This is a genomic window from Clostridium sp. 19966, assembly GCF_032335695.1.
Classification (GTDB): domain Bacteria; phylum Bacillota; class Clostridia; order Clostridiales; family Clostridiaceae; genus JACTOJ01.
On the sequence record NZ_JACTOJ010000010.1, the window covers coordinates 18,970 to 45,819 of the forward strand.

The following is a 26,850-nucleotide window of genomic DNA, read 5'->3' on the forward strand; positions in this document are numbered from 1 at the left end:
AGTATGGATATAGTAAAAAAATATGAAGAATTGACTAAAAAACAAGCTCAGACTAATCCAAAAACGGCTTACAAGATGATTAAATTAGGTCTATTTTTTGAAAAACAGATAGTAAAGCTTACAGCAAAGGAAGTTCCAGAGGCTTATAGGAAATTAAGCTTGATAGCCATCAATTCAATTCTAAAAGCATTGAAGAATCCAGAAAAATCCGCTTGGGTTAATATTTTTACTCCTGTAGAGATACTGCAGTGCTTTGATATAAATCCTCTATCCATAGAATGCATGTCCTGTTTCATGTCAGGCTTTGAATGTGAAGATTTCGTAAATGAATATGCTGAGAATATAGGAGTAGCAGAGACTTTATGCTCTTACCATAAAGGTTTTATAGGAACAGTGGAGAGTGGGATTTTGCCAGAGGCTAAATTTGTTTTTACCACATCAACCTGCTGTGATGGAAATGTTAATACGGTTCGTTATCTTTCTGAAAAGCATGATTTAGATTCTTTTGTACTAGATATACCTTATGAATATTCTCTGGAAAATGAAAAATATGTTGTAACTCAACTAAGACATATGATTGCTATGATTGAAGAAAAGTGTGATAAAAAGTTTGATGAGGACAAGTTAAAGGAAATATTAAGAAGAGAAAATGAATCTAAAAAGTATTTTAAAGAATACTTAAAATATCAGAGAACAAAATATTATCCAAGCTCCTTGACTTTGCATATGTATATGCTTTTTGCTTCCCATGTAGGTATAGGGACAAAAGAAATCTATGATTTTTATAAGCTTTTATCAGAAGATATAAAAAAGTATCCTGAGAGTGAAGGGCTGAAGGTATTTTGGGTACATCTTTTACCCTACTATCAGGAAACTATGAAGGAATATTTTAATTTTAATCCTAAATATCAGATTCAATCTTATGATACAAATTTTGATTATATGGATGAATTGGACATTGAACACCCAATGGAAGCCTTAGCTAAAAAGCTTATTTTGAATGTATACAATGGTTCTTATGAAAGGAAGATTGAAGCTATTAAGGAGGCTGTAGATGAATTGGATTCTCAGGCAGTTATTCATTTCTGCCACTGGGGATGTAAGCAGTCTTCAGGTGGAGTAATGCAGCTTAAACAGGCTATGAAGGATAAAAATATACCAATGCTTATTTTAGATGGGGACTGTATGGATAGGAGAAATTGTCATGATGGTCAGCTTAAAACCAGATTAGAGGCATTTTTAGAAATACTAAAGACTAAGGAGGCAGACAAATGATTGGATATACTTGCAAATACACACCAATAGAGATATTTACAAGCTTAGGAGTGAATACGAAGAGAATAGAGCCTAATGTTACCAGCTATGATAAAGCCGAAACCATGCTGCATACTAATTTGTGCTCCTATGTTAAAGGTGTATTGGAAGATGTTATTATAAATGACTATGAAGGAATAGTATTAACCAGCTGCTGTGATAGTACCAGAAGACTATACGACACCTTAAAAGAAAACTTCCACGATAAGTTTGTTTATATATTAGATCTGCCAAGAAAAATAAATGAAGAGTCTATAAAAATTTATGAATCTGCGGTTAAAGAAATGGTAATTGCTTATGAGAAGTTTAGCAGCAAAAGCTTTGAAGAGAAAAAGCTTAAAGAAGTATGCGATGCATTAAAGATTGAGGCTCATAGATGTTCAAATAAGTTAAATATAGGACTCATGGGTGCAAGATGCAATGAGGGAATAATTGAATTAGTTAAGAAATACGATGCAGATGTATTGTTTAATATTTCCTGCACTGGAGACGAACGAAAATACGATTTGAAGAATGAGGATATATACGGAGAATATATAAAACAATTATTAGGTAAATTACCTTGTCTTCATATGACAGATATTAGTGAAAGAAAGGCTTTTCTTCAAAAGCAGAAGGAAAAACTAGATGGAATCATATATCATACAGTTAAGTTTTGTGATATTTATTCTTATGAATATGCGGATATTAAGGAAAATTATTCTATGCCTGTATTAAAGGTAGAAACAGATTACACTAAGCAGTGCGAGGGGCAGATTAAAACAAGAGTTGAAGCTTTTATTGAATCGCTAAATTCTAATAGGAAACCAAGTTATAATAATATGAGTAAAGATATTGATGATGGATTAAAAAGCAAGGATATAGAAGGAAACAGTGGAAACACAAAATATGTAATGGGAATTGACAGTGGTTCAACTTCCACTAATGCTGTTATTTTTAATAATAGAAGAGAGCTTGTAGCTTTTACTGTAGTAAGAACTGGAGCTAAAAGTAGTGAAAGTGCTAAAAAAGCTTTAGAGGAAGTGCTTAAAAAGGCTGAATTAAATAGAGAGCAGCTTTCTTCAATAGTGTCCACAGGTTATGGAAGAGTCAGCATAACCTTTGCTGACAAGGAAGTGACGGAGATAAGCTGCCATGGCAAAGGTGCTCATTATTTGAACTCTAAAATCAGAACAATAATAGATATAGGCGGTCAAGACAGCAAGGTTATTAAATTAAATGATAAAGGAGAGGTAATTGACTTTGTAATGAACGATAAGTGTGCTGCAGGAACTGGACGATTTTTAGAAATGATGGCTAGAACATTGGAGATAGATATAAAGGATATGGGACTGGAATCTTTAAAATGGAAGGAAGATATAAAGATAAGCAGCATGTGCTCTGTTTTTGCTGAATCTGAAGTGATTTCGCTTATTGCACAGAATAAAGAAAAGGCTGATATTATTCATGCTTTAAATCAATCTATATCCAGCAAAACCAATGCTTTGCTTGGACGAGTGGGCAAAGAAGGTGAATTCATGATGACAGGTGGAGTTGCACAGAATATAGGAGTTGTAAAAGCATTAGAAGAAAAGATTGGAGAAAAATTATTTATTTCAGAGGAACCAGAAATAGTTGGAGCAATAGGGGCTGCTATATTTGGGCTTGAGGGAATAGAATAGCAATTATATATACATATGAACAAATGCCTGTAAGTTACTAAAATAGTTACTTGCAGGCATTTTACTTTATAGTTCATAAATATTACAAAAAAATATCTATTTTACATAAAAAACAGTATCATTATTTGAAGTGAATATATGGTATAATTATATTAAGAATTATTTAAACTTTCAGCTTGATGAAAGCATTTATCAGCATTCATTTAAAACAGCTATAAAGATAATAATTGGATTGGAGTATAGTTTATGAAGAATAAGGATTATAAATTAATTGAAATAATTAAGATACCCTTTGAAGCTGACAAAGGGTATGCTTTTTTTATTGGACTGCAAAAGATAATGGAAGGAATTATTCCAAGCTTGCAGATAATTGTAACTGCCTATTTTCTTGATACAGCTCTTCAGATATTGGCAGGGAAAAAAGTCTTAGAAAGTATAGTAATCCCAATAATTTTATTAATTCTTTTAATAGCCTATAGCTGGGTATCTGCACAGATTGTAAAATTTGCAGAAGTAAAGCTTGAGTTCGCGTTAAGAGAGAAATTTAGAGTAAGTATTACTGAGAAGACAGCAAAGCTAAAGTATAGACATATTGAAAACCAGGAAGCATGGAATTTAATATCCAGAGTTTCTAAAAATCCTGAAGGAATAATTAAAAATGCGTATATGAACATGTTAGCTTTTATTTCTATGCTTGTTAGAATTGTAGGGATATTGATCATACTGATAACTAAGATATGGTGGGCAAGTATCATAATTTTAATTATAAGTATACCTCTTGTGCTTTTATCAATAAAAGGAGGAAAAGCCACCTATAAGGCTGATAGAGAAGTATCTAAAAATATGAGAAAATATGAGTATATTGGAGAAGTATTGACAGGGAGAGAGGCTGCAGCTGAAAGGACAATTTTTGATTTTACAGAAAATATAAATAAAAAATGGAAAGAACAAAATGAAATTGTTAGGAAAGCATTGTTTAATGCCACTTTAAAATACTTTTTTAAGTTAAAAATTTCAAGTATAATTACAGCATTGATATCTATGCTTATGATATCGGTGCTCATTAAGCCGGTCCTAGATAAGGCAATTTCTATTGGGCTATTTATATCCATTGTAAATGAACTTTTAAACTTGGTTCCCATGATGTCCTGGCAGCTTAGCTATTATATAAAGGAGCTTACAAAAAATAGAGAATATCTAAAAGATTTAAGAGCTTTTTCAGAATTAGAGGAGCAGGAGGGAGCAGCAGAGGTACCTTCTTCTGAGAAGTTTATAGTAGAAACTGTAGAGTTTCAGGAAGTATCCTTCAAGTATCCTGGTACAGAAAATTACATATTAAATAAATTGTCTTTCAAGCTTGAAAAGGGTCTTCATTATGCCTTTGTTGGCTGTAACGGTGCTGGTAAGACAACTATTATTAAGCTTATAACAGGTATGTATGAAGATTTTGAAGGAGATATATTAATTAATGGAATAAGCATAAGGGACTATAAATATAGTGAGCTGAAAGCGATGTACTCCATCGTATATCAGGATTTTGCTAAATACTATATATCTGTAAAGGATAATATAGCATTGGGAAATATAAATGAAATGAAAAAAGCTGCTGCAAGAGAAGAGATGATGAAGGCGGTAAAGTTAATCAATATGGAGACAGCGATAGAAGAGCTTCCTAAGAAATACGACACGTCTCTTGGAAGGATAAAAACTGATGGAGTTGATTTATCAGGAGGTCAGTGGCAAAGATTAGCTATGATTAGGGCGTTGATTAGTTCGGCTTCCTTACGAATATTGGACGAGCCTACTGCTGCACTTGACCCTATAAGTGAGAGCAAGCTTTATGAATCCTTTGAAGAAATAAGCAAAGGAGCTACCACACTATTAATAAGTCACAGGCTTGGATCAACAAAATTAGCTGATGAAATATTTGTACTTGATGCAGGCAGGGTTATTGAAAAAGGCTCTCATAAGAAGTTAATGGAATATGGCAGAGTATATGCACAAATGTATAAAAGTCAAAGGAGTTGGTATCTATAATGGTAAGTAAAAGTGACAACTTTTCTTTTTATAAAATATTAAAAAAAATAATTCCTATGATATTTAAAGCATGTCCATTGTATTCTGCATTTTTTTTCTTTATAGCTATGCTGCAAGGTATATCCTATGTGGTGAATACTATAATGACTCAAAAATTTTTTGATTCTATAACAAATGCTGCTAAGGGAAGCTCAACAAATAGCATAATAATCGTAACAATAGGTTTGGGAGCTTCATTAATAATAAACCAAATATTAAATGGAATATATAATTTTATACCAGATGATCTGTCTTACAGAGTAAACTCTTATATAGGCAGCAAAATTAATGAAAAAGCAGGGAGACTTGACCCAATTATGTTTGAGGATACTTCTAGCTTAGATCATATAAATAAAGCTCATCAGGGTTTGATGAACAGTATGTTTATGTTTATAATACTTTCAAGTATAGTTACTTTTTATATACCTTATTTTCTAACAATGGCATTATATCTTTATACTCTAAAACCGATACTTGCAATATCTTTAGTGATTATTTTTATACCTGTAGCTTTCACTCAATTCATAAGGACTAAGCTCTTTACTAATTTATCTGAGGAAGCTGCACCTATAAGAAGAGAGTTTGAATATTATGAAAAGTGCATAGTAGATAAAGAATATTATAAGGAAACCAGATTTTTAGGAGCCTATGAATATTTTAAAGATTTATATATTTCCGCTATAAGACTACTGAATAAGAAAGCTTGGACATCAGAAAAGAAATCAGGGCTTATGGAGCTTGGAATGAAGGTTATAACGCTCTCTGGCTATATTATAGTATTATACATGCTTGTGCAGACACTTATAAAAGGTGAGCTTTCAGTAGGAGCCTTTAGTGCAGTATTTGCCTCCATAGGAAGGATATTTAGTCTCATGGAGCAGATAATTTGCAGGCATATAGGTTCAATTTCTAAAAATATGGGAAATATTAAGCACTTAGTTAGTTTTCTGGAATTACCTGAAAAAGAAGAAAAGGAGTTTACTGTGGAAGCAACTCCAGGCATAAAGCTTCAGAATATATGTTTTAAGTATCCAGGAAAGGAAAGCCAGGCTGTAAAAAATGTCAGTCTAATGGTTCACCCTGGAGAGACTATAGCTGTAGTTGGAGAAAATGGTGCTGGAAAGAGCACTTTAGTTAAGCTTATGATGGGATTATATATTCCTGATAGTGGAAAAGTTTTTTTGGGAGGGGCAGATACTTCTCAAGCTGCTAAAAAAGTCCTATATAAAAGAGTATCTGCAGTATTTCAGAATTTTCAAAGATATAAAATGAGCTTGGGAGACAACATAGCTATAAGTGACTTGAATAGAAATAGCATAATTAAGGAAGAGTTAGATAGTGCTGCAAAAAAGGCAGACTTGGTTATGGATGAAGAAAAATTTAAAGAATCCTATGATACAATGCTTTCAAGGGAATTTGATGGAATAGATTTATCTGGGGGACAATGGCAGAGAATAGCTATTGCCAGAGGCTTTTATAAAAGCCATGATATGATAGTTCTAGATGAACCTACTGCAGCTATTGACCCTATTGAGGAAACAAGAATATATAATATGTTTAGTGAGATTTCTAAGAATAAAACAGCCGTGCTTGTTACTCACAGGCTTGGTTCTGCCAAAATAGCAGATAGGATTGTTGTGATGGATAGTGGAACTATAAGTGAGATTGGCACACATGATGAATTGATTGATAAAAACGGCAAATATGCAGAGCTGTATAAAGCACAAAGCAAGTGGTATGTAGAAAATACATAAATACTCCAAAGAATTTATAAAGAGTCTACTAAGACATAAACAATGTCTTGGTAGGCTTATTTTATTATATTTTCTATGCTATATATCTTGCATTAAGCAATTTAAATTAAAAATGTAAAAAAATTATTTAATTTTTTTGGTAGATGCTTGTAAATGTGAATTAAAGTATTATAATAGTAATAAGAACTAAATATGTAATTAATGTATAAATATTACAGAGAATGTTTGATATATGAAAAAATATTTATACATTAAATAGTGATATATGATATCAGAGCAACAAATAATTACATATAAAGGAGGTGATTGGTATGAGATATATAAAGCCTATGGTTAAAGAAATTTCTGTATGCATAACAGCAGATAAATGGTTATTAAGCCTAAAAAATCAATAGTTTATAAATATTTTTAACGATAAATGACTGCTTAAAAGCTTTAAATTTTAAATGCTCTGATACTTATATAGTCTATGTCGCCAAGAATAGATAAGATATAATCCCCTTACGATCTAATATATATGTATTGTTTGGTGGCATAGACAACTAATTAAGCATATAGGAGGTGCTCAATGAATAATAAGATAGCTATAGCTCATTTTGATGTGACCTCAAAATGCAATTTTAGATGTGCCCATTGTTATGCTGGAGATGTTACAAATAGTAATTCAGAATTAACTTATGATGAAATTAAGACCATTATCAACAATCTAAGCATTCCAGGTGTTGAGACGATAGCTTTTTACGGTGGGGAACCCTTAATGAGGAAAGATATAGAAGATATAGTGGGTTTTTGCTCAAGTAAGGGCATTGCTACTTATATAGTTACAAATGGCTACTATATAAGCAATAAAATTAAAGCACTTTTAGAAAGAGGTTTATCTGGAGTTGCTGTAAGTATAGACGGCGCTAGTGAAGAAACTTATAGAAAAATAAGAGGAATAAATAGTTTTAAGTTAATAAAAGATAATTTTAAAATACTAAGTTCGTTGAATGTAAAAGATAGGGTAATTAATTTTGTGATGATGAAAGAAAATATATTTGAGGTGACTGATATTATTGATTACGCTTTGGAAGTAGGAGCAACAAGAATTAATTATGAATTATTAGCATATGGAGGTAATGCTTCTAAATATAATGTGTGTAATGAATTGACTCCTGAAGAATTTGTGCAGGCAATAGAAAAAATATGCGCATATGCTTATGAAAAAAATATAAAAGAAGAATTAATAAATTTAGATATTTGTCCTCCAAAACTAATAGAATTTATGAATAACAAATATAAAACTAAATTTTCCCTAACAAGAAAGCGACAACATATTCCATTAGAGCTAATGTATATAAATTTTAAAGGCACTGCATTTCCATGCAAAGGACTTTGTGCAGATTTTAATTATAAAAAGAGTAATTACAAAATAAAAGGATACGATCTATTAGGTGGTAATGCATTAGCTGCAATCAAGTCCGAAGAATTTATGAAGACATTTTCTGAGTTAGGACCTAATGTCCTATTAGAAAAGTTAAGCTGTTGCAATGGGTGTAAATACTTAATTAATTACTGTTACCCTTGTCCTATATCTGCTTTAAGCAGTGATGATGGCATAGCTAGAAATTGTACAGAATATCCAATTAGTGAGGTTTGTAAACTTATTAATAATATAAATTAAGAGGAGAGGTTGTTTATGGAAAATTTACGTGATTGTAAACCTAAAAAAAATGAAGGCATAACAGCAAGACCACAAATGGATGATTATGCTTTATTCAATACTCTTACTGCTAGATTCTTTTTAGTTAATGAGGTTGGTTATGTAGTCTTTAATGAATGTGATGGTGAAAAAAGTATATCTGAAATAGTTGATGTTATATATGATAAATGTATTGAAAAGCCTAATAGATTAGATATAGAAAATGATGTTTTAGAAATGATTAGACTTTTGGAAAAATATGAACTTGTAAAAGTGAGTGAGTAATATGTTTGACGTTTCAATAGTAAATGCTAGCTTTTCAGTAAAAAATCCATATATACCTATAGGTCCATTAATCGTTGTCTCTAAATTAGAGGAGCAGGGATTAAAGGTAGAATTTAAGGATTATCAATTGATTAAATCTGAAGCTTCTGATCCTAAGAGCATTTCTGAATTACTTTTAGAACTAAAAAGTAAAATAATTTGTATTGGAGTATTTGCAAACTATCTTCCTCTGATACTGAAAGCAGTTGATATTTTAAAGGAAACCAATCCAGAATTAATAATAGTTCTTGCCGGTCCTGGTGTAGCTAAAATCTCAGACGAAATTTTTAATCTATCTAGAATAGATATTGTAATTAGGGGAGAAGGCGAAATTACCACTCCTTTATTGGTGAAGAAGTTGATAAGTAATAGCTCTTTGAGTGAAATTGAAGGAATATCTTATAGATGTAAAAATAAGATAATACATAATGCTGATAGACAAAATCTTAAGTGTATAGATGTATATCCTTCTTATAATCATATTGAATTAAAAGATTATGATAATAAAGCTACTATTATAACAAGTCGAGGCTGCGCATATAATTGTATGTTCTGTTCCAAACCAATTTGGGAAAAGGGCGTAGTTTATAGAAGTTTAGAGAATGTTTTTGAAGAAATTAAGCAGTTAAAATTTAAGGTTAATAGAATATATTTTTGTGATGATGCATTTATAGTAAATAAAAAAAGGCTTTTCGAGTTTTGTAGAATTTATAAGGAATTAAATATAAATATTCCTTGGGAATGTACTGGCAGAGTTGGCTGTATGGATGAAGAACTACTGGAAGTCATAAGGTCTGCAGGATGTGATACCTTATATGTAGGCATAGAATCTGGATCAAATGTTGTTTTGGAAAAACTAAATAAAAAAATTTCCATTGAACAGGCACGAGAAGAGGTAAATCTTGCCAAAAGATACATGAAGCGTATTTATACATCCTATATATGGGGATTTCCTTTTGAAACACTTGAGGATTTTAATCAAACTATATTTAATTATTTAAGTGATTCAATAGATCATAACTTGAGGCCTGTACTAAATTTGGCTACCCCTTTTATTGCATCAAAACTATATGATGAATACAAGGACAAGCTTGCGTTTATGGAAGACAATATATATAACGGTTCAACAATTAATATGGATTATACAAAAGATTATGAGGATGTAAAGGAATTTATAATCGAAAATAAAAAAATTTTTTCTTCATTTTTTTACATTGAGCATCAAGCTTTTTATGATAAAAAGAAGATAGTTGATAAATTATTAAATAGATATAAGGAGAAGGATTATGTATGATATTACTATTGTGAATTCAGGGCTGTTAATGAAGGGGATTTCTGTTCCTATTGGTCCTCTAATTATTGCCTCCGTACTAAGAAATAATGGCTTTAATGTTGAATTTAGAGATTATCAGGGAAAAAAGCTTAGCAGGCGATTTGATGTTGAGACATTTAAAAAATTTTGTGACAATAGTGCAGATATATTGGCAATATCGGCTACCTGCAATTCTATGCCAATAGTGCTTGGAGCCGTTGAATTAATAAAAAAAGAAAATCCTGATAAAATTATAATATTAGGAGGAGCTGGCCCTAGCGATTTGAGTTCTGAGCTACTCAAATACTTTCCTGTAGATTATGTAGTTATCGGAGAGGGAGAAATAACTACTCTTGAATTAATGAAGGCTATAAAAGATTCTAAAGAAGTTTCCAATATTAATGGAATTGCTTATGTAGAGAATGGCGAAATTTTAGTTACTCCTCAAAGGAAAAGAATTGATAACATTTCTGAAATTCCTCACCCTGCTTATGATTTATTGAATTTAGATGATTATGATAGAATACAAACTATCATAACTGCAAGAGGATGCCCATTTGATTGCCAATTTTGTAGTGCTCATTCTATATGGCAAAGAAAATTAACGCATAGAAGTGTTGAGGATATTGTAGCTGAAATAAAATCGCTTATAGATTATACAAATGTAATAGCCTTTGCTGATGATACATTTGTGTTGGATAGAAATAGGGTTAAAAATATTATTAGCGCAGTTAGAGCTGAAGGGATAGATCTTCCTTGGACTTGTAATGGCAAGATAACACTTATGGATAAAGAGTGGTTTGAATTCATGGAAAAGACAAACTGTATTCAAGTTTTTTATGGTGTTGAGGCTGGTTCTGATAAAATATTAAAGAAAATTCATAAAGGTCATACTGTGGAGCAGGCAAGAAATGTAATAAAAGAAACAACAAATTATGTACGTAATGTACGAGCATCCTATATATGGGGATATCCTTTTGAAACTATAGAAGATTTCTATGACCTCATAGAAACTTTATATGAAGATATGAATATACCTGGAGTTCTCAGCCAGATGTCGTTGTTATCTCCATTACCAAGCTCTCCATTATACAAAGAATATGGTGATTCTTTAGAATTTAGTATTGAAGCTCAGTCAAGGGCTGGTGGATTACCAGTAAATGAAAATATAGAAGATTATCCCAATACTATAGAACTAATATTAAAATATCCTAAACTTTTTTCCTCCTTTTATTACTATAAGCAAGATAATTTTGATTTAAAATTGAAAGCAATAAAAAAAGTTGATTGGATATATGATGCAGAAAAAGTAAAAGCAAATGGATATTAGTACAAAAGAGGAAATTTAAGAAATAGAATAAAGCATTGTAAAAGCTATATTTTAGGAGGAGTTATGAAAAAAAATAAAAAGTTTTATTTCATTAGAAAGCTAGCTGAAATCCTTATGAATCCAGTAAAAGGTAAAATATTTGGTGGAATACTAATCTTGATACCTGCTTTATTTTTTTTAATATATTTAAGAAATATAAAATTAAATTATTTGCTAATATATCTTTTATGCTTAATTCCTGTGACATATTTGGGACTTTTTATGGGAGGATATTTTCATGAATTAGGTCATGTTTTTACCTTAAGATTAATGGGATGTAAATGTAAAGTTAAAGTTCTAAAAAATGATCACTCCAAATTAATATTTTTTAACATGAAAACTGAAATACTCAATGATCATCCAATAAATTCTACCACGGATAGATTAATATTGAGAGCGATTTCTGGAATGATGTCAAATATAATTTTTAGTATTTCATTCATGTTAGCAGGATTTTACTTTAAAAATATCGTTTTGTTTTATATGGCTTTAATTCAAGGTTTTAGTGGTCATGGAGCAACAGCCTTGGCGAGTTTGGATGGGGATACTGATGTAAATACTTTAAGAAAAGCGTTACTTATACGTGATATTCTGAATATTGACTGCATGTCTATAAATGGAGATAGCAAGTTTGATATTAATATTAATATTAAATTAAAGGATACACTGAGTGACAGCTATTGGCTTATTATAGATAATAAAAATATTCGAGATGTTAGAGGTGATTTCATAAGTTTTGATATAGGTAATTCAATGATTTTTATTATTCCAGAAGCAAGAGAGGGATTTTTTCATTTAAGTTTTACTGTAAGTGAATATAATTCTATTACTGTAATAACTAAAACAGGTAAAAAAATACTTTGCCAAAATGATTTTGAGGAGGCAATGTAATGGTACAAATTTTCACAAAAAAAAATATTGTAACGCATAATAAAAATTTTATGACATTGCTTTTAGCGAAAATAGTATCAGAAACAGGAAATTGGATATATTATCTTGCCATAATATATTTGGTAGCAGAGAAAACCAAATCAACTTCAAGCACAGGTATCGTATTGTTTTGCAATATATTTCCGCCTATAGTTTTTGGAATAATTGCAGGTCATATAAGTGATAAGTTTCCAAGAAAAAATATATTAATAATTTCAGATTTTACAGGAGGAATTTTATCGCTATATATAGGATTTAGGGCTTTATTGGGATCGTTAAGCATTTGGGAAATTTACACAATAACTTTTTTACTAGGAATTTCAAAAACATTTTTCTCTCCTTCTATTAATGCAAGTATACCAACGATTGTTAAGGAAAATGAGTTAAATAGAGCCAATTCATTGCTACAATCTGTAAGCAGTATAACCAATATTTTAGGACCAGTATGCGGAGGAGTAATTATAGCTTTTATTGGTACAGCTACAGCTTTTATACTAAACGGAGTATCCTTTATAATATCTGCAATCTGTGAGTTGTTTGTAACAATCCCATATGTGCAAAATAGTATGGAGGGTAAGAAAACTTATTATAAACAAATAATAAACAGCACTTCAACAGCATTTCAATTTATTAAAACAAATAGACTTATTAAAACTATAACCTTAATTTTTTCAATTATGACTTTTTTCGTTGCGCCAATGATATTATTTTTGCAACAGTTAGTGGACAAGTTTTACAATATGGGTCCAGTGGCTTTAAGTATTATTATGATAGCTGATTCTTTAGGAGTGCTTTTAGCTGGGCTACTGCTAATAATTAGGCCAATAATAAAAAATCAGAAGTTGTTCTTAGCTACATTTCCTATATTTTGTGGATTAGCATTAATAATAATAGGAAATGTTAGAAATTTTTATATTGCTGTTATTACAATGCTATTTCAAGGCTTTTACTCAGGGTTTGGTGAAATAAGCATGATGACTATTTTTCAAAGAGAAACCCCGGACTATAAAAGAGGAATGATTTTTAGTTTATATTCAATGATTATCAACATATTGACTCCAATTTCGATGCTTGCATCAGGAATAGTATTAAATTATATACCATTATATCTTATACTTACTATATGTGGATTAATTCTTATAGCCTGCTCAAGTCTCTTGATTAAGAATTTGTTCTTTGTGAAAACAGACTAGATATAAAATACTATTAAGGTATGTTTTTATGTAATCATTATAATTATCACTGTAATATGGTAAATTGTCCAACTTATTAATATAAGCTATAATAAAATTAAGAATTATGAACATTGCATTAAATATATAGGGAGTTTTAGGTTATGAATTTATATTTAATAAGACATGGACAAACTGATGGCAATCTTAAGAGACGTTATATAGGAAGTTCTGAAGATGAGCTATCTATGCAGGGCATAGGTGAAATTGAAAAAGCTAAAAGGCTTATTTATGGGGTGTGTTTTGACAGGGTATTTTCTAGTAAAAGAAAGAGAGCCTTGGATAGTGCAAAAATATTGTTTGATGGAGAAATAGTATCTGACTCCAGATTAAACGAAAGGGATTTTGGAATATTTGAAAATAAAACCTATGAAGAATTGTGTGATAAATATCCTGCTGAGAAAAAGGCTTGGGAAGAAAATTGGATAGATTACAAAATTCCTGAAGGAGAAAGTGTAAAAGAAGTTTATGATAGAGTTATGGATTTTATGAAGACCTTGGAAAAAGCTGATTATAAGAATTGCCTTGTGGTAACTCATGGTGGTATTATAAGATTAATTTATTGTTATATACTAGGTGGCGGCTTAAATAATTTCTGGAAATTTACAGCTGGAAATGGCAATGTAGCTATAGTTAAATTTGAATATGACAATTGGTATATTGATTCCATAATACAATTAGAGGCAATTGGAGGGAAATAAGCTTGAGCAAAATAACATTAGTTACAGGCGGAAGCAGAAGCGGAAAAAGCAGCTTTGGCGAAAACCTGCTTAAGGGAAAAGATAAGGTATTGTATATCGCTACTTCTATTATAACAGATGAGGATATGAAAGAAAGAATAGCTATTCATAAGGCAAGAAGAAATGAAAATTGGCAGACCTTTGAAGGCTATAAGGACTTACATAAGATTATTGAGAAAACAGAATGTACTCATATTATGCTTGAGTGCGTCACAACTATGATAACAAATTTAATGTTTGATAAATATACCGACTTTGATAATATATCAAAAAAGGAAATTCAACTTTTGGAGAATAATATAAGTGAGGAAATTAAGAAAGCGATCTCTGCTTGTAGAAAAGCTGATAAAGAGCTTATAGTGATAACTAATGAAGTAGGCTTTTCTCTAGTATCTGAGTACAGGCTAGGAAGAATCTTCACAGATATATCAGGAAGAATAAATCAAATGCTAGGTAAATTGTGTGATGAGGCTTATTTGGTGGTAGCAGGGCTGCCGCTAAAGCTTAAATAAATTATTGGAGGCTGTTATGAGAGAATATTACTATAATTTTTTGCTTATGCTTCAATTCATGACCAGAATACCAATAAACAAATCTCTTCCCTGTGAGAGAGAGAATTTTAAGTCTGGAGCCAATTTTTTCTGGCTGATAGGACTATTAATAGGGGGAGGCCAGTATTTACTTTATATGCTGCTGATTAAAATAATGCCAGTTAGTTTAACAGCTATTGTAATAATTATATTTGATATATTGATTACTGGAGCCCTGCATATCGATGGTTTTGGTGATACCTGTGATGGATTCTTTGCCTTTAAAGGTGGCAAAGATAAGATAATTGAGATAATGAAGGATAGCAGAATCGGTACCTTTGCCTGCATAAGCATAATATTAAATATTTTAATTAAATATCAGGGATATATAATCCTGCTGCAAAAGAAAAGCCCTTTGCTCTTAATATTGATTCCTATTATAAGCAGATTTTCTATTACTCTGCTTAGCTTGATTGGAAAACCTGCTAAGGAGAAGGGCTCAGGAAATTTATTTATTGATAATGTAAGTGTAAAAGAAGTTTTGGTAAATATAATATTTGCAGCGGCGGTGGGATTGGCATTAGGTTTGATTTACGATACAGTGATACTATTTATCACAGCTGTAATTATAACTTTTATATTTAATTATCTTTGTAAATGCAAAATTAACGGTGTTACTGGAGACAGCTTAGGTGCAAATAATGAATTGGTAGTGCTTATGAGTTTGATGGCACTTTCCTTGACATAATGCTAAAAAGAAATTATAATTAAGTGAAAATTTAATATTAAATTTAGGTGCCTGTAAAAAGGTGAAAAGGGAATGCGGTTAAAATCCGCAGCAGCCCCCGCTACTGTATTTGAGGACGAGTCTTTATAAACCACTCTATTCTATAGGGGAAGGAAAGATAAGGGAGATTCATAAGTCAGGAGACCTGCCTAAATTTGTGGTTTTGGTATGCTTTCGGAGGGAAGGCCTATGAGAGTTCTTATAGCTATTTAAGGTGGCACGTATGCCCTTTTGGGTGTAGTATACCTTTTTTGTAATTAAGTTAATTTCAATGGCAATACGTCTAGGCGTATTGTCATTTTTACTTAATGGCGAAAAATAAAGAGAAGAGGTAAAAAATGGCTAAAATAATGATTCAAGGCACTGGATCATCTGTTGGAAAGAGCATTTTAGTTGCAGCCTTATGCAGAATATTCAAACAGGATGGTTATTCAGTATGTCCTTACAAATCCCAAAATATGTCTTTAAATTCATATATCACTTTAGATGGAAAAGAAATGGGGAGAGCCCAGGTGCTTCAGGCTTATGCGGCGGGGTTAGAACCTCAGGTATTCATGAACCCAATACTTTTAAAGCCTACAGGAGACAGCAGATGTCAGGTAATTGTTAATGGAAAGGTGTATAACAATCATTCAGCTCAGGAGTATCACAATTTAAAACCAATTTTTAAGGATATGCTTAAGGATGAGTTTCTAAAATTGGAAAAGGAGTTTGACATAATTGTTATGGAGGGAGCAGGAAGTCCTGCTGAAATAAACCTAAGAGAAAGAGATATTGTAAATATGGGAATGGCAGAGCTTGTAGATGCGCCTGTACTCATAGTTGGCGATATAGATAAGGGCGGAGTTTTTGCAGCCCTTGCAGGCACTATGCTGCTTCTTACTGAAGAGGAAAAGAAAAGAGTTAAGGGAACAATAATAAATAAGTTTAGAGGAGATATAAACCTTTTAAATCCAGGTATTATCATGTTGGAAGATATCATAAAAAGACCTAACCTGGGAGTTGTGCCTTATTTTAATTTAACTCTTGAAGATGAAGATGGAGCAATGATGGAAATAAACAAAAAAGTTAATGCCACCATAGATGTAGCTTTAATAATGCTGCCGCATGTATCTAACTTTACAGATGCTGATGCCTTAAGGTGTGAGCAGGATGTGAGTGTAAGGTTTATTGAGCGTAAAGAAGAATTCGGAAATCCAGATCTGCTTATAATACCTGGAAGTAAAAATACTATAGCTGATCTTGAAGCCATAAGAAAGGTCGGTTTAGAGGAGCTTATAATAAATTATAGCAGCAGTGGAAGAATTCTTGCCATCTGTGGTGGATATCAAATGCTTGGCAAAGAGATAAAGGATCCATTAAATATTGAAAGTGATATGGAAAGCATAAGGGCCATGGGAGTTATAGATGCCGTGACAGTGCTTGAGAATCAAAAGGTAATGACAAGGGTAGAAGGACAGGTAAAGCTTCCTGATTTCAAAGGAAATATATATGGTTACGAAATTCATATGGGGAAAACCACAGTAGCGGAGGAAGAAAACAGCTTCATAATTTTAAATAAGGAAAATGGCAGAGAGATCAATAAAATCGATGGCGTTTTTGCAAAAGCTGAAAGAGTCTTTGGTACTTATATTCATGGAATATTAGATTCTACAGAGTTTAGAGAGTATTTACTTAACAAAATAAGAGCTGAAAAAGCTTTGCCTGAAAGAAAGTCTCCAGTATATGAAGGCTTTAGGGAAGAAGAATTAAATAAGTTGGCAGGTATTGTTAGAAATTCACTAGATATGGGCAGTATTTATAAAATAATGGGGTTAAAATAGCATGACTGATTTTATATTTGCAAATTTTATAGATGTGTTAATAGCAATAATAATAGACCTTATGTTGGGAGATCCAAGCTGGTTGCCCCATCCCGTGATATTTATTGGAAAGCTTATAAAATTAATTGAAAATAGGGCTAGAGCTAAAGCTAAAAGTGATAGTGAGTTAAAATTTTTTGGAGGAATAATGGTTATTATTGTTACATTAACCTGCTTTTTGCTTCCAGCAATTTTACTTTTTATTACTTGGAGGGTTAAGGCATTATTTCATGTAGTAAATATTATTATCCTTTGGACCACTATTGCTGCCAGGTGTTTGAGAGATGAAAGCATGAAGGTTTATTATGCTTTAGAAAAAGAAGATATTGCTGAGGCAAGAAAATTTACCTCTTATATCGTGGGCAGAGAAACTAAAGATTTGGATGAAAAACAGTTAGTTCGTGCTACAGTAGAAACTATTGCAGAAAATGCTTCGGATGGAGTGATTGCACCTATTTTTTATGCCTTTATAGGTGGAGCTCCTTTAGCTATGCTTTATAAGGGAGTCAATACTATGGATTCCATGGTGGGATATATTAATAAACCGTATATGCATATAGGCTTTTTTCCTGCAAAGACTGATGATGTGTTCAATTTTATACCTGCTAGAATTACTGGCTTATTTATGTGCATTACCGCTCCGCTTTTTGGAGGAAGCATATTAAAAAGCATTAAAATAATGCTAAGGGACAGAAAAAATCACAAAAGTCCTAACTGTGCCTATCCGGAAGCTGCAGCAGCAGGTATATTAGAGGTTCAGCTTGGAGGAAACAATATTTACTTTGGAAAAGTGGTAGAAAAGCCTACAATTGGAGATAAACTTAGAGAGCTAAGGAAAGAAGATATTGAAATTACAAATAAAATTATGTTTGCAGCAGAGTCTTATTTTGCAGCAGCAGCTTCAGCCTTAATTTATTTTATAGCAGGGAGAATAGTTTAATGAGCAATGATAAAAGCTTTATGGAGCATGGTGGTGATATTTACACAGAAGGCAAGTTTAAAGGGGTGGAGCTTATAGACTTCAGTTCTAATATTAATTTTCTAGGAGTACCTGAAAGCTTTAAAAAGAATATAGGCACGGCTTTAGAGAATATCATATGCTATCCGGATTTAAAATACAGAGAAACTAAGCTTCACATTAAAAAATATTTAAAGCAGGAAATAAATGAGGAAAATATTATTTTAGGGAATGGAGCTGCAGAGATAATAAATCTTGCCATTTCTACATTGAAAAGGCCCTGTATTGTTATTCCGTCCTTTGCTGAATATGAAAATACTGCAAAGAAATTTTCTGAAAGAATAGTATATTCTAAGCTTAAGGAGGATTTCTCCTATGACTATCGGGATATACTTGAAAAACTTAAGGAAAGCGATGGATTAATCATTGCTAATCCTAATAATCCTAATGGCGGCATATTAGATAAAGTGGTCTTTCAGGAGATTATAGATTATTGTGAGGAGCATGAAAAGAAGATTATAATCGACGAGGCTTTTGTTGAATTTATTAAGGATGATAAGCAAAGCTTTATAGATAAGTGTTCAAGCTTTAAATGCTTATTTATCATAAGAGCCCTTACTAAGTTTTTTGCTATGCCAGGAATTAGATTCGGGTATGGCATATGTTCAGATATAGAATTCATAAGGAAGCTATCTAAGCTCCAGCTGCCTTGGAATATAAACAACTTTGCTGAATTTGCAGTTAAAAGCGTTTTAGAGGAAGAAGAATACATAAAGGCTTCTAAAACTATGATTTTAAAAGAAAGAGAGTACTTTACTAAGAAACTTAATAAGTTCAAGTTTATAGAAAGAATTTATGAAAGCCATGCTAATTTTCTGCTTTTAAAGCTTAATAAAATTTCAGGAGAAGAGCTTTTTACCTATGCTCTTTCAAATAAAATACTTATAAGACGATGTAGAAATTTTACAGGACTTGATGACAGCTTTATAAGAATAGCAGTTAAAAATAGAGAAGCTAACATTGAATTGTTAAAAATTTTCATGAAGTTTGAACTTGAAAAAGGAATTGAATTATAAATAAAAAAATATTTAATAATAGAAGGATGATGAATAAATGAAAAAAAGAATTAAAAGCCTATCAGCAGCATTTCTTGCTTTGGTTATGATAATTGCCTTTACAGCATGTGGAAAAACAAATAATGATACCAGTTCTTCCCAAACCAAAACTACAGTTTCAGCTACTAAATATCCATTTACCGTTAAGGATTCTAGAGGAAAAGAAGTTGTTATTGATAAAGAACCAAAGAGAGTTATATCTATAGCTCCAAACATTACTGAGACTATTTATGCCTTGGGAAAGGGCGATGAGCTAGTTGGAAGAACAGATTACGATGATTACCCATCACAGGTTAAGAATGTGGAAAGTGTGGGTTCTTTAACTGATCCAAGTGTAGAAAAAATTATTGCATTAAAGCCAGATGTGGTAGTTGCATCAACACATTTCAAAGATGATGTAGCTAAAAAACTAGAAGACTTAGGCATTAAGGTAGTGGTTTTATATGATGCTAAGGATTTTGATGGAGCATACACTACAATAAATACTTTAGGACAGATGCTTAATGGTGAGGATAAAGCAAAAGCAATAGTTTCTTCCATGAAGAAAAAGATTGAAGATGTTGAAGCAAAGGTTAAGGGAAAGAAAGCTCCAAAGGTTTATTATGCAGTTAGTTTTGGTAAGGACGGCGATTTCACAGCGACTGGGGATACTTTTATAGCTCAGATGATTAATATGGCTGGCGGCGATAACATAGCTAAGGATTCTACTAAATGGATGTATAGCCTTGAGAAAATAACAGAAAATGATCCAGAATATATTATTATATCAAAGAATTACAATATGAAGGAGCAGTTTATATCCACAGCAGGTTATAAGGACTTGACCGCAGTAAAGAATAATAAGGTTGTTGAAATAGATGACAATTTATTAAACAGACAGGGACCAAGATTAGCAGATGGAGTTGAAGCTCTTGCAAAAATACTTCATCCAGAAGCATTTAAATAATGAATAGATTTATTATGAAAAAAAGAAAAACCTTATTTTTCGCATTATTGGGGATTTACTTTGTGTTGGCTATTATAGCCACATCAATTGGAGCAGCCAGTATTACACCCTACAGCGTATTAATTGCCATATTAAAAGAAATACCAATTGCAGGGAAATATATAGGAGGAGATGTGCCTAGAGCACATTTCCTCATAATATTTATGGTGAGGATGCCTAGAATTGCAATGGCAAGTCTGGTTGGTATGGGGCTAGCAGTAGTTGGAGCCTCCTTCCAGTCCTTGTTTAAGAATCCTTTAGCGGATCCCTATGTACTTGGAATATCTTCTGGATCCGCTTTAGGTGCCTCAATAGCAATGGTGATGAAGCTTTCAACCATACTTAATTTCTTGAGCATAGTAACCGTCTTTGCTTTTGTAGGTGCTGTGGCTACTACCATTTTAGTTTATTTCATAGCTCAGGTAAGAGGAAGGGTAGCCACAACTAATCTTTTACTTGCAGGAAGTGCTATAAGCTTTTTTATGTCATCTCTGATTTCATTAATAATGGCCTTTAATCAGCAGGAAGTCAATCAGATAGTATTTTGGATGATGGGAAGCTTCAATGCTTCAAGCTGGAAAAATATTTTTATAGTAGCTCCAGTGGTATTCATTGGTACAGCAATCATTTATTTATTTTACAGGGATTTTAATTTAATGCTTGTGGGAGAGGAGAATGCCAAAAGCCTAGGGGTATATACAGAAAGATTAAAGAAAGTCATAGTAATAATTTCTTCTATGATTATAGCGGTAAGTGTTTCTTTCTCAGGTATAATAGGCTTCGTAGGTTTTATAGTGCCTCACATGGTAAGGCTCATATTTGGTCCTAACAACAAGGCTTTAATACCATTTTCTGCTTTAGGCGGAGCTATATTTTTGTTGTTTTCAGATACTATTGCAAGAACAGCAGCTTCACCGGCAGAGCTTCCAGTAGGCGCAGTTACAGCATTGATCGGATCTCCTTATTTTATATATTTACTTATTAAAATGAAAAAGAGAGGTGAGTAAAAATTATAAATATAAAAAATCTCAGTTTTTCATATGATAAAAAAGTAATATTAAAAGATATAGAATTAAGCTTTAGTAAAGGAAAGTTCTATTCTATAATCGGACCTAATGGTTCTGGAAAATCTACTTTTATTAAGAACATATCAAAAATAATAACGCCGAATTCAGCTAGTGTTTTTATAGACAATGAAGATATATGTGATTTAAAAGCTAAAGCTTTGGCAAAAAAAATGGCGGGTATACCTCAAAATATATTAATAGATTATGAGTTTACTGTTTTTGATATAGTAATGATGGGGAGAAGTCCTTACAAGAGAAGATTTGAAGATTTTAATTTCCAGGATGAAAAAATAATAGAAAAATACATGAAAGCTACCAATACATGGCTGCTTAAGGATAAGCTCATAACAGAGTTAAGCGGAGGGGAAGTTCAAAGAGTGATAGCTGCAAGAGCCTTAAGTCAAGAAACTGATATAATTCTTCTGGATGAACCTACCTCACATTTGGATATACAATATCAAATCGAGTTTCTAAATATATTTAAAAACTTAAAAAGTGATAAGATTATTATAGCTGTACTTCACGACTTGAATCTGGCATCTATCTTTAGTGATGAAATAATCATGATTAATAAGGGGGAAGTGATAGCTAAAGGGAACCCTTGGCAGGTTATAAGTAAGGAGAATATTAAGCAGGTGTACAATCTCCATGTGGAGATAATTGAAAATCCTATAAGCAAATGCCCACATATAATTCCTGTGGTATAGAGGTGTATGTATGAAAAGTATAATAATATCATCAAATTGCAGTGGTGGAGGGAAAAGCACCTTCACTTTAGCTTTAATGAAAGCATTAATTGATAGAGGCTATGAGGTTCAAGGCTATAAAGCAGGTCCAGATTACATAGATACAGCCTTTCATACTCATCTGTGCAAAAAAGCATCAAGAAATTTGGATTTATTTATGATGGGAGAAGAAGGAGTAAAAGTATCTTTCTCAAAGGGTGAGGGAGATGTAGGAATAATCGAAGGAGCTATGGGCTTGTATGATGGATTAGGCTATGACAGCCAGTATTCCACTTATCATCTATCTAAGGTACTTGATATTCCTATAATACTGGTAATAACTCCAAAGGCCCAAAGTAACACACTTTGCGCAGAACTTATGGGGTTATTAAATTATGAAGCTGTAAGTATCAAAGGCGTTGTGCTTAACAACATTACAGAAGGGTACTATGAGCTTTTAAAAGCCATGATAGAGAAAAATACGCCTTTAAAGGTGTTTGGATATCTGCCAGGCGATGAAAGAATAACTCTTGGAAGCAGGCATCTAGGTCTAATTCAAAGCAGTGAAATAGAAGATTTGGATGATAAAATAGAGCTTTGCGCAAAGCTTTTAGAAAAGCACCTAAAAATAGGAGAAATAATAAATTGCTTAAAGGAAACTCCTAAATTTATAAACGAAGAAGTTCAAAGTGAAGCAAGGGTTATGATAAATAATTCTGATCCTCTGAGAATAGCTTATGCTTATGACAGAGCCTTCAGCTTTTATTATAAGGACAATCTTGAGCTGTTTGAAAAATACGGTGAACTGATTCCTTTTAGTCCTCTAGCGGATAAAAAATTGCCTGAGAACATAGATTTTCTTTATATTGGAGGAGGTTATCCTGAAGTCTTTGAAAAAGAGCTTAGCGATAATAAAGAGCTTCTGAACGATATAAAAAATAAATTAGATGGTGGTCTACCTGCATATGCTGAATGCGGCGGCTTGATGTACCTAACTAAGGGCTCAGAGAAAAATACTCTTGTAGGGTTTTTAGATGGTATTTATAAAGTGAGTGACAGATTGGTGAACTTTGGATATGCCAAGCTTAGAATATCTGAGGAGAATCATATTTTTGATAAGGGCTTGAATATAAATTGTCAGGAATTCCATAAGAGCTATGTAGAACTTAAGGAGCCTACAATATATACTTTAGATAAGAATTACTATGTACAAAAGCAGTGGCAGTGTGGGTATATAAAAAATAATATGATTGCAGCCTATGCACATGTACATTTTTATGGCAACATTGAGTTTTTTAACAGCTTAATAAAATTAGCTAAAAGCCACGCTGAAAAATTAAATTTTAGGGAGAGTGAATAATTATGAAGTTGAGAAAACTGATTTTAATGGCACTTTTTATAGCAATAAGCTTCATAGGCGCCAATATTAAAATAGCGGGAACCATAGCCTTTGACTCTATGGCAGGTTTCCTTGGAACGTTGATTTTAGGACCAGCGTATGGTGCACTTATCGGTGCAGCTGGACATTTTCTTACTGCGGTTACTAGCGGATTTCCTTTGAGTCTTCCTGTACATCTCATAGTTATGGTGGATATGGCTCTTACTATGTATATATTCGGAGTGTTATATAGAAGCATATCAAAGAAAAATTCCAGATTAGCTATGGTGATTGCTAGCATTGCAGGAATAATGATAAACGGTCCTATATCCATTCTTATGGTTATGCCTATAATCGGTTCAGGAATATTGGCAATGCTTCCTATACTTTGCTTAGCGGCATTTTTAAATGTGCTTATAGCAAATTTCGTTTATAAATTCTTGCCGGAGGAAATAAAGCTATGGAAAGCAGGAAAATAAGAGATTTAAGTCTTATTGAGCTTGATACTGATCGCACTATGGTAATAGCCTGCGATAGCTGTGGCAGCATTGGTATGAAAAGTGGTGATGAGCTTAAAGTGCCTCCAATTTATGTAGGGAAAATGACCGTAAGAGTAGCTATCATGGAGGTAATGTGTTCAGGAGCAGATATTATATCAGTGATAGATGCGGTTTGCAATGAGATGGAGCCTACTGGAAGTGAAATTATAAAAGGAATTAAAGAAGAACTAAAGCTAGCTGGAATAAAAGATATTACACTTACAGGCAGCACAGAGGAAAATTTTAAGACATGTTCTACGGGACTGGGAATCACAGTGGTTGGTATTGCCAGAAATAAAACTTTAAAGGTAAATAAGGTAAAAGGCGAAGCGTTGATTATCAGTGTAGGTGTTCCTAAGGTAGGAAATGAGATAAATCTATTTGAAGACAAGGAAATAGTGGATTATCTATCAATAAAAAAGCTGCTTGAAGAAGAGAGTGTGTATGAAATAGTGCCAGTTGGCTCTAAGGGGATAGCCTATGAAATGGAACAGCTTGCTTTAAATAATAAATTGACTCCATGGTTTGAAAAGGAGACAAAGGTAGATTTAAAAAAATCTGCAGGTCCTGCAACTTGCGTAATTGCAGCAATAGACAATGAAAGTTTAAAAAAAATGTCACATCTTGTTCCTAATGTAAATATTATAGGAGTATTAAAGGCTAATAAATAGGTATATTCCAAGGAGAGAAAAGGCATGGAAGCTGAAGGCTGCTATCCTGGCAGTGTAGGAGAACTTCTGCAGGGTAATTTTCAAGGCAGGGATATATTATTATCTTGCCCAGTGAATCTATATACAAGAGTTAAGCTATTTGAAAGCAAATCTATTAGCAATAAATATAAAAATGAAAAAGCAGATAAATTTTTATTGAATATGCTTAACCGTTGGGAATGCGGTATGTATTATAATACTTTGGATATTGAAATTTGCTCCCATATACCTAAAGGAAAGGGGTTTTCCAGCAGTACTGGAGATTTGTGTGCCCTTTACAAAGCCTTGCTTAAATTGTTTAATAAGAAATTTAACCAGCAGGAGCTTTTAGAGGAATGTATACTCATAGAACCAACGGACAGCATTATCTTTGGAGAAATGACTCTCTTTGATTATAAAAATGGAAGCTTCCATAAATCAATGGGAAGTTATTTTGAATTTTATGTAGTGGTATATGAAGGAAATAATATAGTTGACACCATAGAGTTTAATAAAAGAGCACTTCAGCCCTTAGCTAATATAGAAGATTTGGTGCCGGTATTAGAGGAGGGCATAACAGAAAAGGATATTAACAAAATTGGTTTTGCAGCATCTGAAAGCATAGTAAGAAATCAACAGCGACTAAAGTATGGTATACTAGGTAAAGTTTTAGATATAAACAAAAAAACTGGAGGGGCTGGAGTATTAGGAGCCCACAGCGGAGACTGCCTTGGTATAATCTTTGATGATGAAGAGCGGGCGAAGTACACCAAAGAGCATTATTTATTTCAAGACAGCTACAGAAATTATATAGTGAAGAGCATAAAGATTTTTTAAAATCGTATTGGAGGAACCTGATACGTTTTTTGTCTATTTTAAACATTGTACCCATACACTTTGTTTTTTACGATAATTGCATTATAATGAATGTTATCAGAAAGGATGGTGCAATAATGAGTTTAAGCAAACAAAAGAAAATCGCTGTTGTGAATGATTTTACTGGCTTTGGCAGGTGCTCTATAGCAGTAGCATTGCCTATTATATCAGCTATGAAAATACAATGTTGTCCATTGCCTACTGCAATATTATCAGCACATACAGGATTTTCAAGTTTCTTTTTTGATGATTATACCTCTCATATGAGGGATTATATAAATAATTGGAAAGAACTAGATTTGCAATTTGATGGAATTTCCACTGGATTTCTAGGTTCAAAAGAACAAATTGATGTTGTTGTAGAATTCCTTAAGAATTTTAAAACAAAGGATACTATTGTCATGGTTGATCCTGTGATGGGAGATAATGGGCAACTTTATTCTACCTATACACAGGAAATGTGTGATGAGATGAAGAAGTTAATTAAATATGCAGATGTAATAACCCCAAATCTTACTGAGACCTGCAGACTTTTGGATATACCATATCCAGAAAGAGAGTTAGAGCCTAAAGAACTTGAGAATATTTCCAGAGAACTTTGCCAAAAAGGCCCAGATAGAATTGTTATCACTGGATTGCAGCATAGTGGTAATATAAGAAATTTTATATATGAAATAGGGAAGCCATATACTATGATAGAAGTAAAAAAAATTGGTGAAGATCGTCCAGGCACCGGAGATGTATTTTCTTCTATTGTGTCAGCTAATATCGTAAAAGGGGTAGATTTGGTTACAGCGGTAAAAAAAGCATCAGAATTTATCAGTAAAGCAATTGAGTATACTGGTAAAATAGGCACTCCAGTTGAGAATGGGATTTGCTTTGAAGAATATTTGACTGAATTAAAATAACTTAGGCACTGATTTAAATTAGAAACATACATTTTACT

General features: G+C 32.4%; 24 protein-coding genes and 1 riboswitch. All 24 genes read left to right on the forward strand.

What is annotated here, in order from left to right; translation table 11 throughout:
- The first annotated feature begins 3 nt into the window (after positions 1-3).
- The 24 genes from IAI10_RS11835 to IAI10_RS11950 all read left to right on the forward strand — a co-directional run bounded on the left by IAI10_RS11835 (position 4) and on the right by IAI10_RS11950 (position 26,812).
- Positions 4-1,275: a 2-hydroxyacyl-CoA dehydratase family protein gene (locus IAI10_RS11835; RefSeq protein WP_315673476.1), complete on the forward strand. Its 1,272-nt coding sequence runs from the start codon at positions 4-6 to the stop codon at positions 1,273-1,275.
- Positions 1,272-2,975, forward strand: a complete 1,704-nt coding sequence (locus IAI10_RS11840) for an acyl-CoA dehydratase activase (RefSeq protein WP_315673477.1) — start codon at positions 1,272-1,274, stop codon at positions 2,973-2,975. The genes IAI10_RS11835 and IAI10_RS11840 overlap by 4 nt, the downstream gene beginning before the upstream one ends.
- Before the next feature lie 246 nt (positions 2,976-3,221).
- Positions 3,222-5,012, forward strand: coding sequence for an ABC transporter ATP-binding protein (locus tag IAI10_RS11845; protein WP_315673478.1), 1,791 nt, complete (start codon positions 3,222-3,224; stop codon positions 5,010-5,012).
- The gene (locus IAI10_RS11850) at positions 5,012-6,805 is read left to right on the forward strand and encodes an ABC transporter ATP-binding protein (protein ID WP_315673479.1); all 1,794 of its coding nucleotides are present in this window, start codon (positions 5,012-5,014) and stop codon (positions 6,803-6,805) included. The genes IAI10_RS11845 and IAI10_RS11850 overlap by 1 nt, the downstream gene beginning before the upstream one ends.
- A gap of 568 nt (positions 6,806-7,373) precedes the next feature.
- Entirely contained in the window at positions 7,374-8,468 is a 1,095-nt protein-coding gene (locus IAI10_RS11855; protein WP_315673480.1) for a radical SAM protein, read from the forward strand.
- A gap of 15 nt (positions 8,469-8,483) precedes the next feature.
- Positions 8,484-8,771 carry a PqqD family protein gene (locus IAI10_RS11860; protein WP_315673481.1) on the forward strand — a complete coding sequence of 96 codons (288 nt, stop codon included), beginning with the start codon at positions 8,484-8,486 and terminating at the stop codon, positions 8,769-8,771.
- Between the two features lies 1 nt (position 8,772).
- Positions 8,773-10,104, forward strand: a complete 1,332-nt coding sequence (locus IAI10_RS11865; RefSeq protein WP_315673482.1) for a B12-binding domain-containing radical SAM protein — start codon at positions 8,773-8,775, stop codon at positions 10,102-10,104.
- Positions 10,097-11,452: a B12-binding domain-containing radical SAM protein gene (locus IAI10_RS11870; protein WP_315673483.1), complete on the forward strand. Its 1,356-nt coding sequence runs from the start codon at positions 10,097-10,099 to the stop codon at positions 11,450-11,452. The genes IAI10_RS11865 and IAI10_RS11870 overlap by 8 nt, the downstream gene beginning before the upstream one ends.
- Before the next feature lie 63 nt (positions 11,453-11,515).
- Positions 11,516-12,382, forward strand: a complete 867-nt coding sequence (locus tag IAI10_RS11875; RefSeq protein WP_315673484.1) for a hypothetical protein — start codon at positions 11,516-11,518, stop codon at positions 12,380-12,382.
- Positions 12,382-13,614 carry an MFS transporter gene (locus tag IAI10_RS11880; protein ID WP_315673485.1) on the forward strand — a complete coding sequence of 411 codons (1,233 nt, stop codon included), beginning with the start codon at positions 12,382-12,384 and terminating at the stop codon, positions 13,612-13,614. The genes IAI10_RS11875 and IAI10_RS11880 overlap by 1 nt, the downstream gene beginning before the upstream one ends.
- Before the next feature lie 143 nt (positions 13,615-13,757).
- Positions 13,758-14,354, forward strand: coding sequence for a histidine phosphatase family protein (locus IAI10_RS11885; protein ID WP_315673486.1), 597 nt, complete (start codon positions 13,758-13,760; stop codon positions 14,352-14,354).
- A 2-nt stretch (positions 14,355-14,356) separates the two neighbouring features.
- The gene (cobU, locus tag IAI10_RS11890) at positions 14,357-14,905 is read left to right on the forward strand and encodes a bifunctional adenosylcobinamide kinase/adenosylcobinamide-phosphate guanylyltransferase (RefSeq protein ID WP_315673487.1); all 549 of its coding nucleotides are present in this window, start codon (positions 14,357-14,359) and stop codon (positions 14,903-14,905) included.
- A gap of 16 nt (positions 14,906-14,921) precedes the next feature.
- On the forward strand, positions 14,922-15,671 hold the full coding sequence (gene cobS / locus IAI10_RS11895) for an adenosylcobinamide-GDP ribazoletransferase (RefSeq protein ID WP_315673488.1): 750 nt from the start codon (positions 14,922-14,924) through the stop codon (positions 15,669-15,671).
- Positions 15,672-15,699: 28 nt separating this feature from the next.
- Positions 15,700-15,878: riboswitch (cobalamin riboswitch) on the forward strand.
- Positions 15,879-16,048: 170 nt separating this feature from the next.
- Positions 16,049-17,533 (forward strand): cobyric acid synthase, encoded by a 1,485-nt coding sequence (locus tag IAI10_RS11900; RefSeq protein ID WP_315673489.1) that lies wholly within the window; start codon positions 16,049-16,051, stop codon positions 17,531-17,533.
- A 1-nt stretch (position 17,534) separates the two neighbouring features.
- Positions 17,535-18,512: an adenosylcobinamide-phosphate synthase CbiB gene (cbiB, locus tag IAI10_RS11905; RefSeq protein WP_315673490.1), complete on the forward strand. Its 978-nt coding sequence runs from the start codon at positions 17,535-17,537 to the stop codon at positions 18,510-18,512.
- Complete coding sequence (locus tag IAI10_RS11910; protein WP_315673491.1) at positions 18,512-19,606, forward strand: histidinol-phosphate transaminase; 1,095 nt, start codon at positions 18,512-18,514, stop codon at positions 19,604-19,606. Before cbiB ends, IAI10_RS11910 begins: the two co-directional genes overlap by 1 nt.
- A 37-nt stretch (positions 19,607-19,643) precedes the next feature.
- Positions 19,644-20,591, forward strand: a complete 948-nt coding sequence (locus IAI10_RS11915) for an ABC transporter substrate-binding protein (RefSeq protein WP_315673492.1) — start codon at positions 19,644-19,646, stop codon at positions 20,589-20,591.
- 62 nt (positions 20,592-20,653) lie between these two features.
- A complete protein-coding gene (locus IAI10_RS11920) occupies positions 20,654-21,637 on the forward strand; it encodes an iron ABC transporter permease (protein ID WP_315673493.1) in 984 nt (327 codons plus the stop codon).
- A 59-nt stretch (positions 21,638-21,696) separates the two neighbouring features.
- Positions 21,697-22,404, forward strand: coding sequence for an ABC transporter ATP-binding protein (locus IAI10_RS11925; RefSeq protein ID WP_315673613.1), 708 nt, complete (start codon positions 21,697-21,699; stop codon positions 22,402-22,404).
- A 10-nt stretch (positions 22,405-22,414) separates the two neighbouring features.
- The gene (locus IAI10_RS11930; RefSeq protein WP_315673494.1) at positions 22,415-23,782 is read left to right on the forward strand and encodes a cobyrinate a,c-diamide synthase; all 1,368 of its coding nucleotides are present in this window, start codon (positions 22,415-22,417) and stop codon (positions 23,780-23,782) included.
- 2 nt (positions 23,783-23,784) lie between these two features.
- The gene (locus IAI10_RS11935) at positions 23,785-24,279 is read left to right on the forward strand and encodes an ECF transporter S component (RefSeq protein WP_315673495.1); all 495 of its coding nucleotides are present in this window, start codon (positions 23,785-23,787) and stop codon (positions 24,277-24,279) included.
- Positions 24,261-25,010: an AIR synthase related protein gene (locus tag IAI10_RS11940; protein ID WP_315673496.1), complete on the forward strand. Its 750-nt coding sequence runs from the start codon at positions 24,261-24,263 to the stop codon at positions 25,008-25,010. The genes IAI10_RS11935 and IAI10_RS11940 overlap by 19 nt, the downstream gene beginning before the upstream one ends.
- A 24-nt stretch (positions 25,011-25,034) precedes the next feature.
- On the forward strand, positions 25,035-25,865 hold the full coding sequence (locus IAI10_RS11945) for a kinase (RefSeq protein ID WP_315673497.1): 831 nt from the start codon (positions 25,035-25,037) through the stop codon (positions 25,863-25,865).
- Positions 25,866-25,981: 116 nt separating this feature from the next.
- Positions 25,982-26,812, forward strand: a complete 831-nt coding sequence (locus IAI10_RS11950; RefSeq protein ID WP_315673498.1) for a pyridoxamine kinase — start codon at positions 25,982-25,984, stop codon at positions 26,810-26,812.
- Positions 26,813-26,850 lie beyond the last annotated feature (38 nt).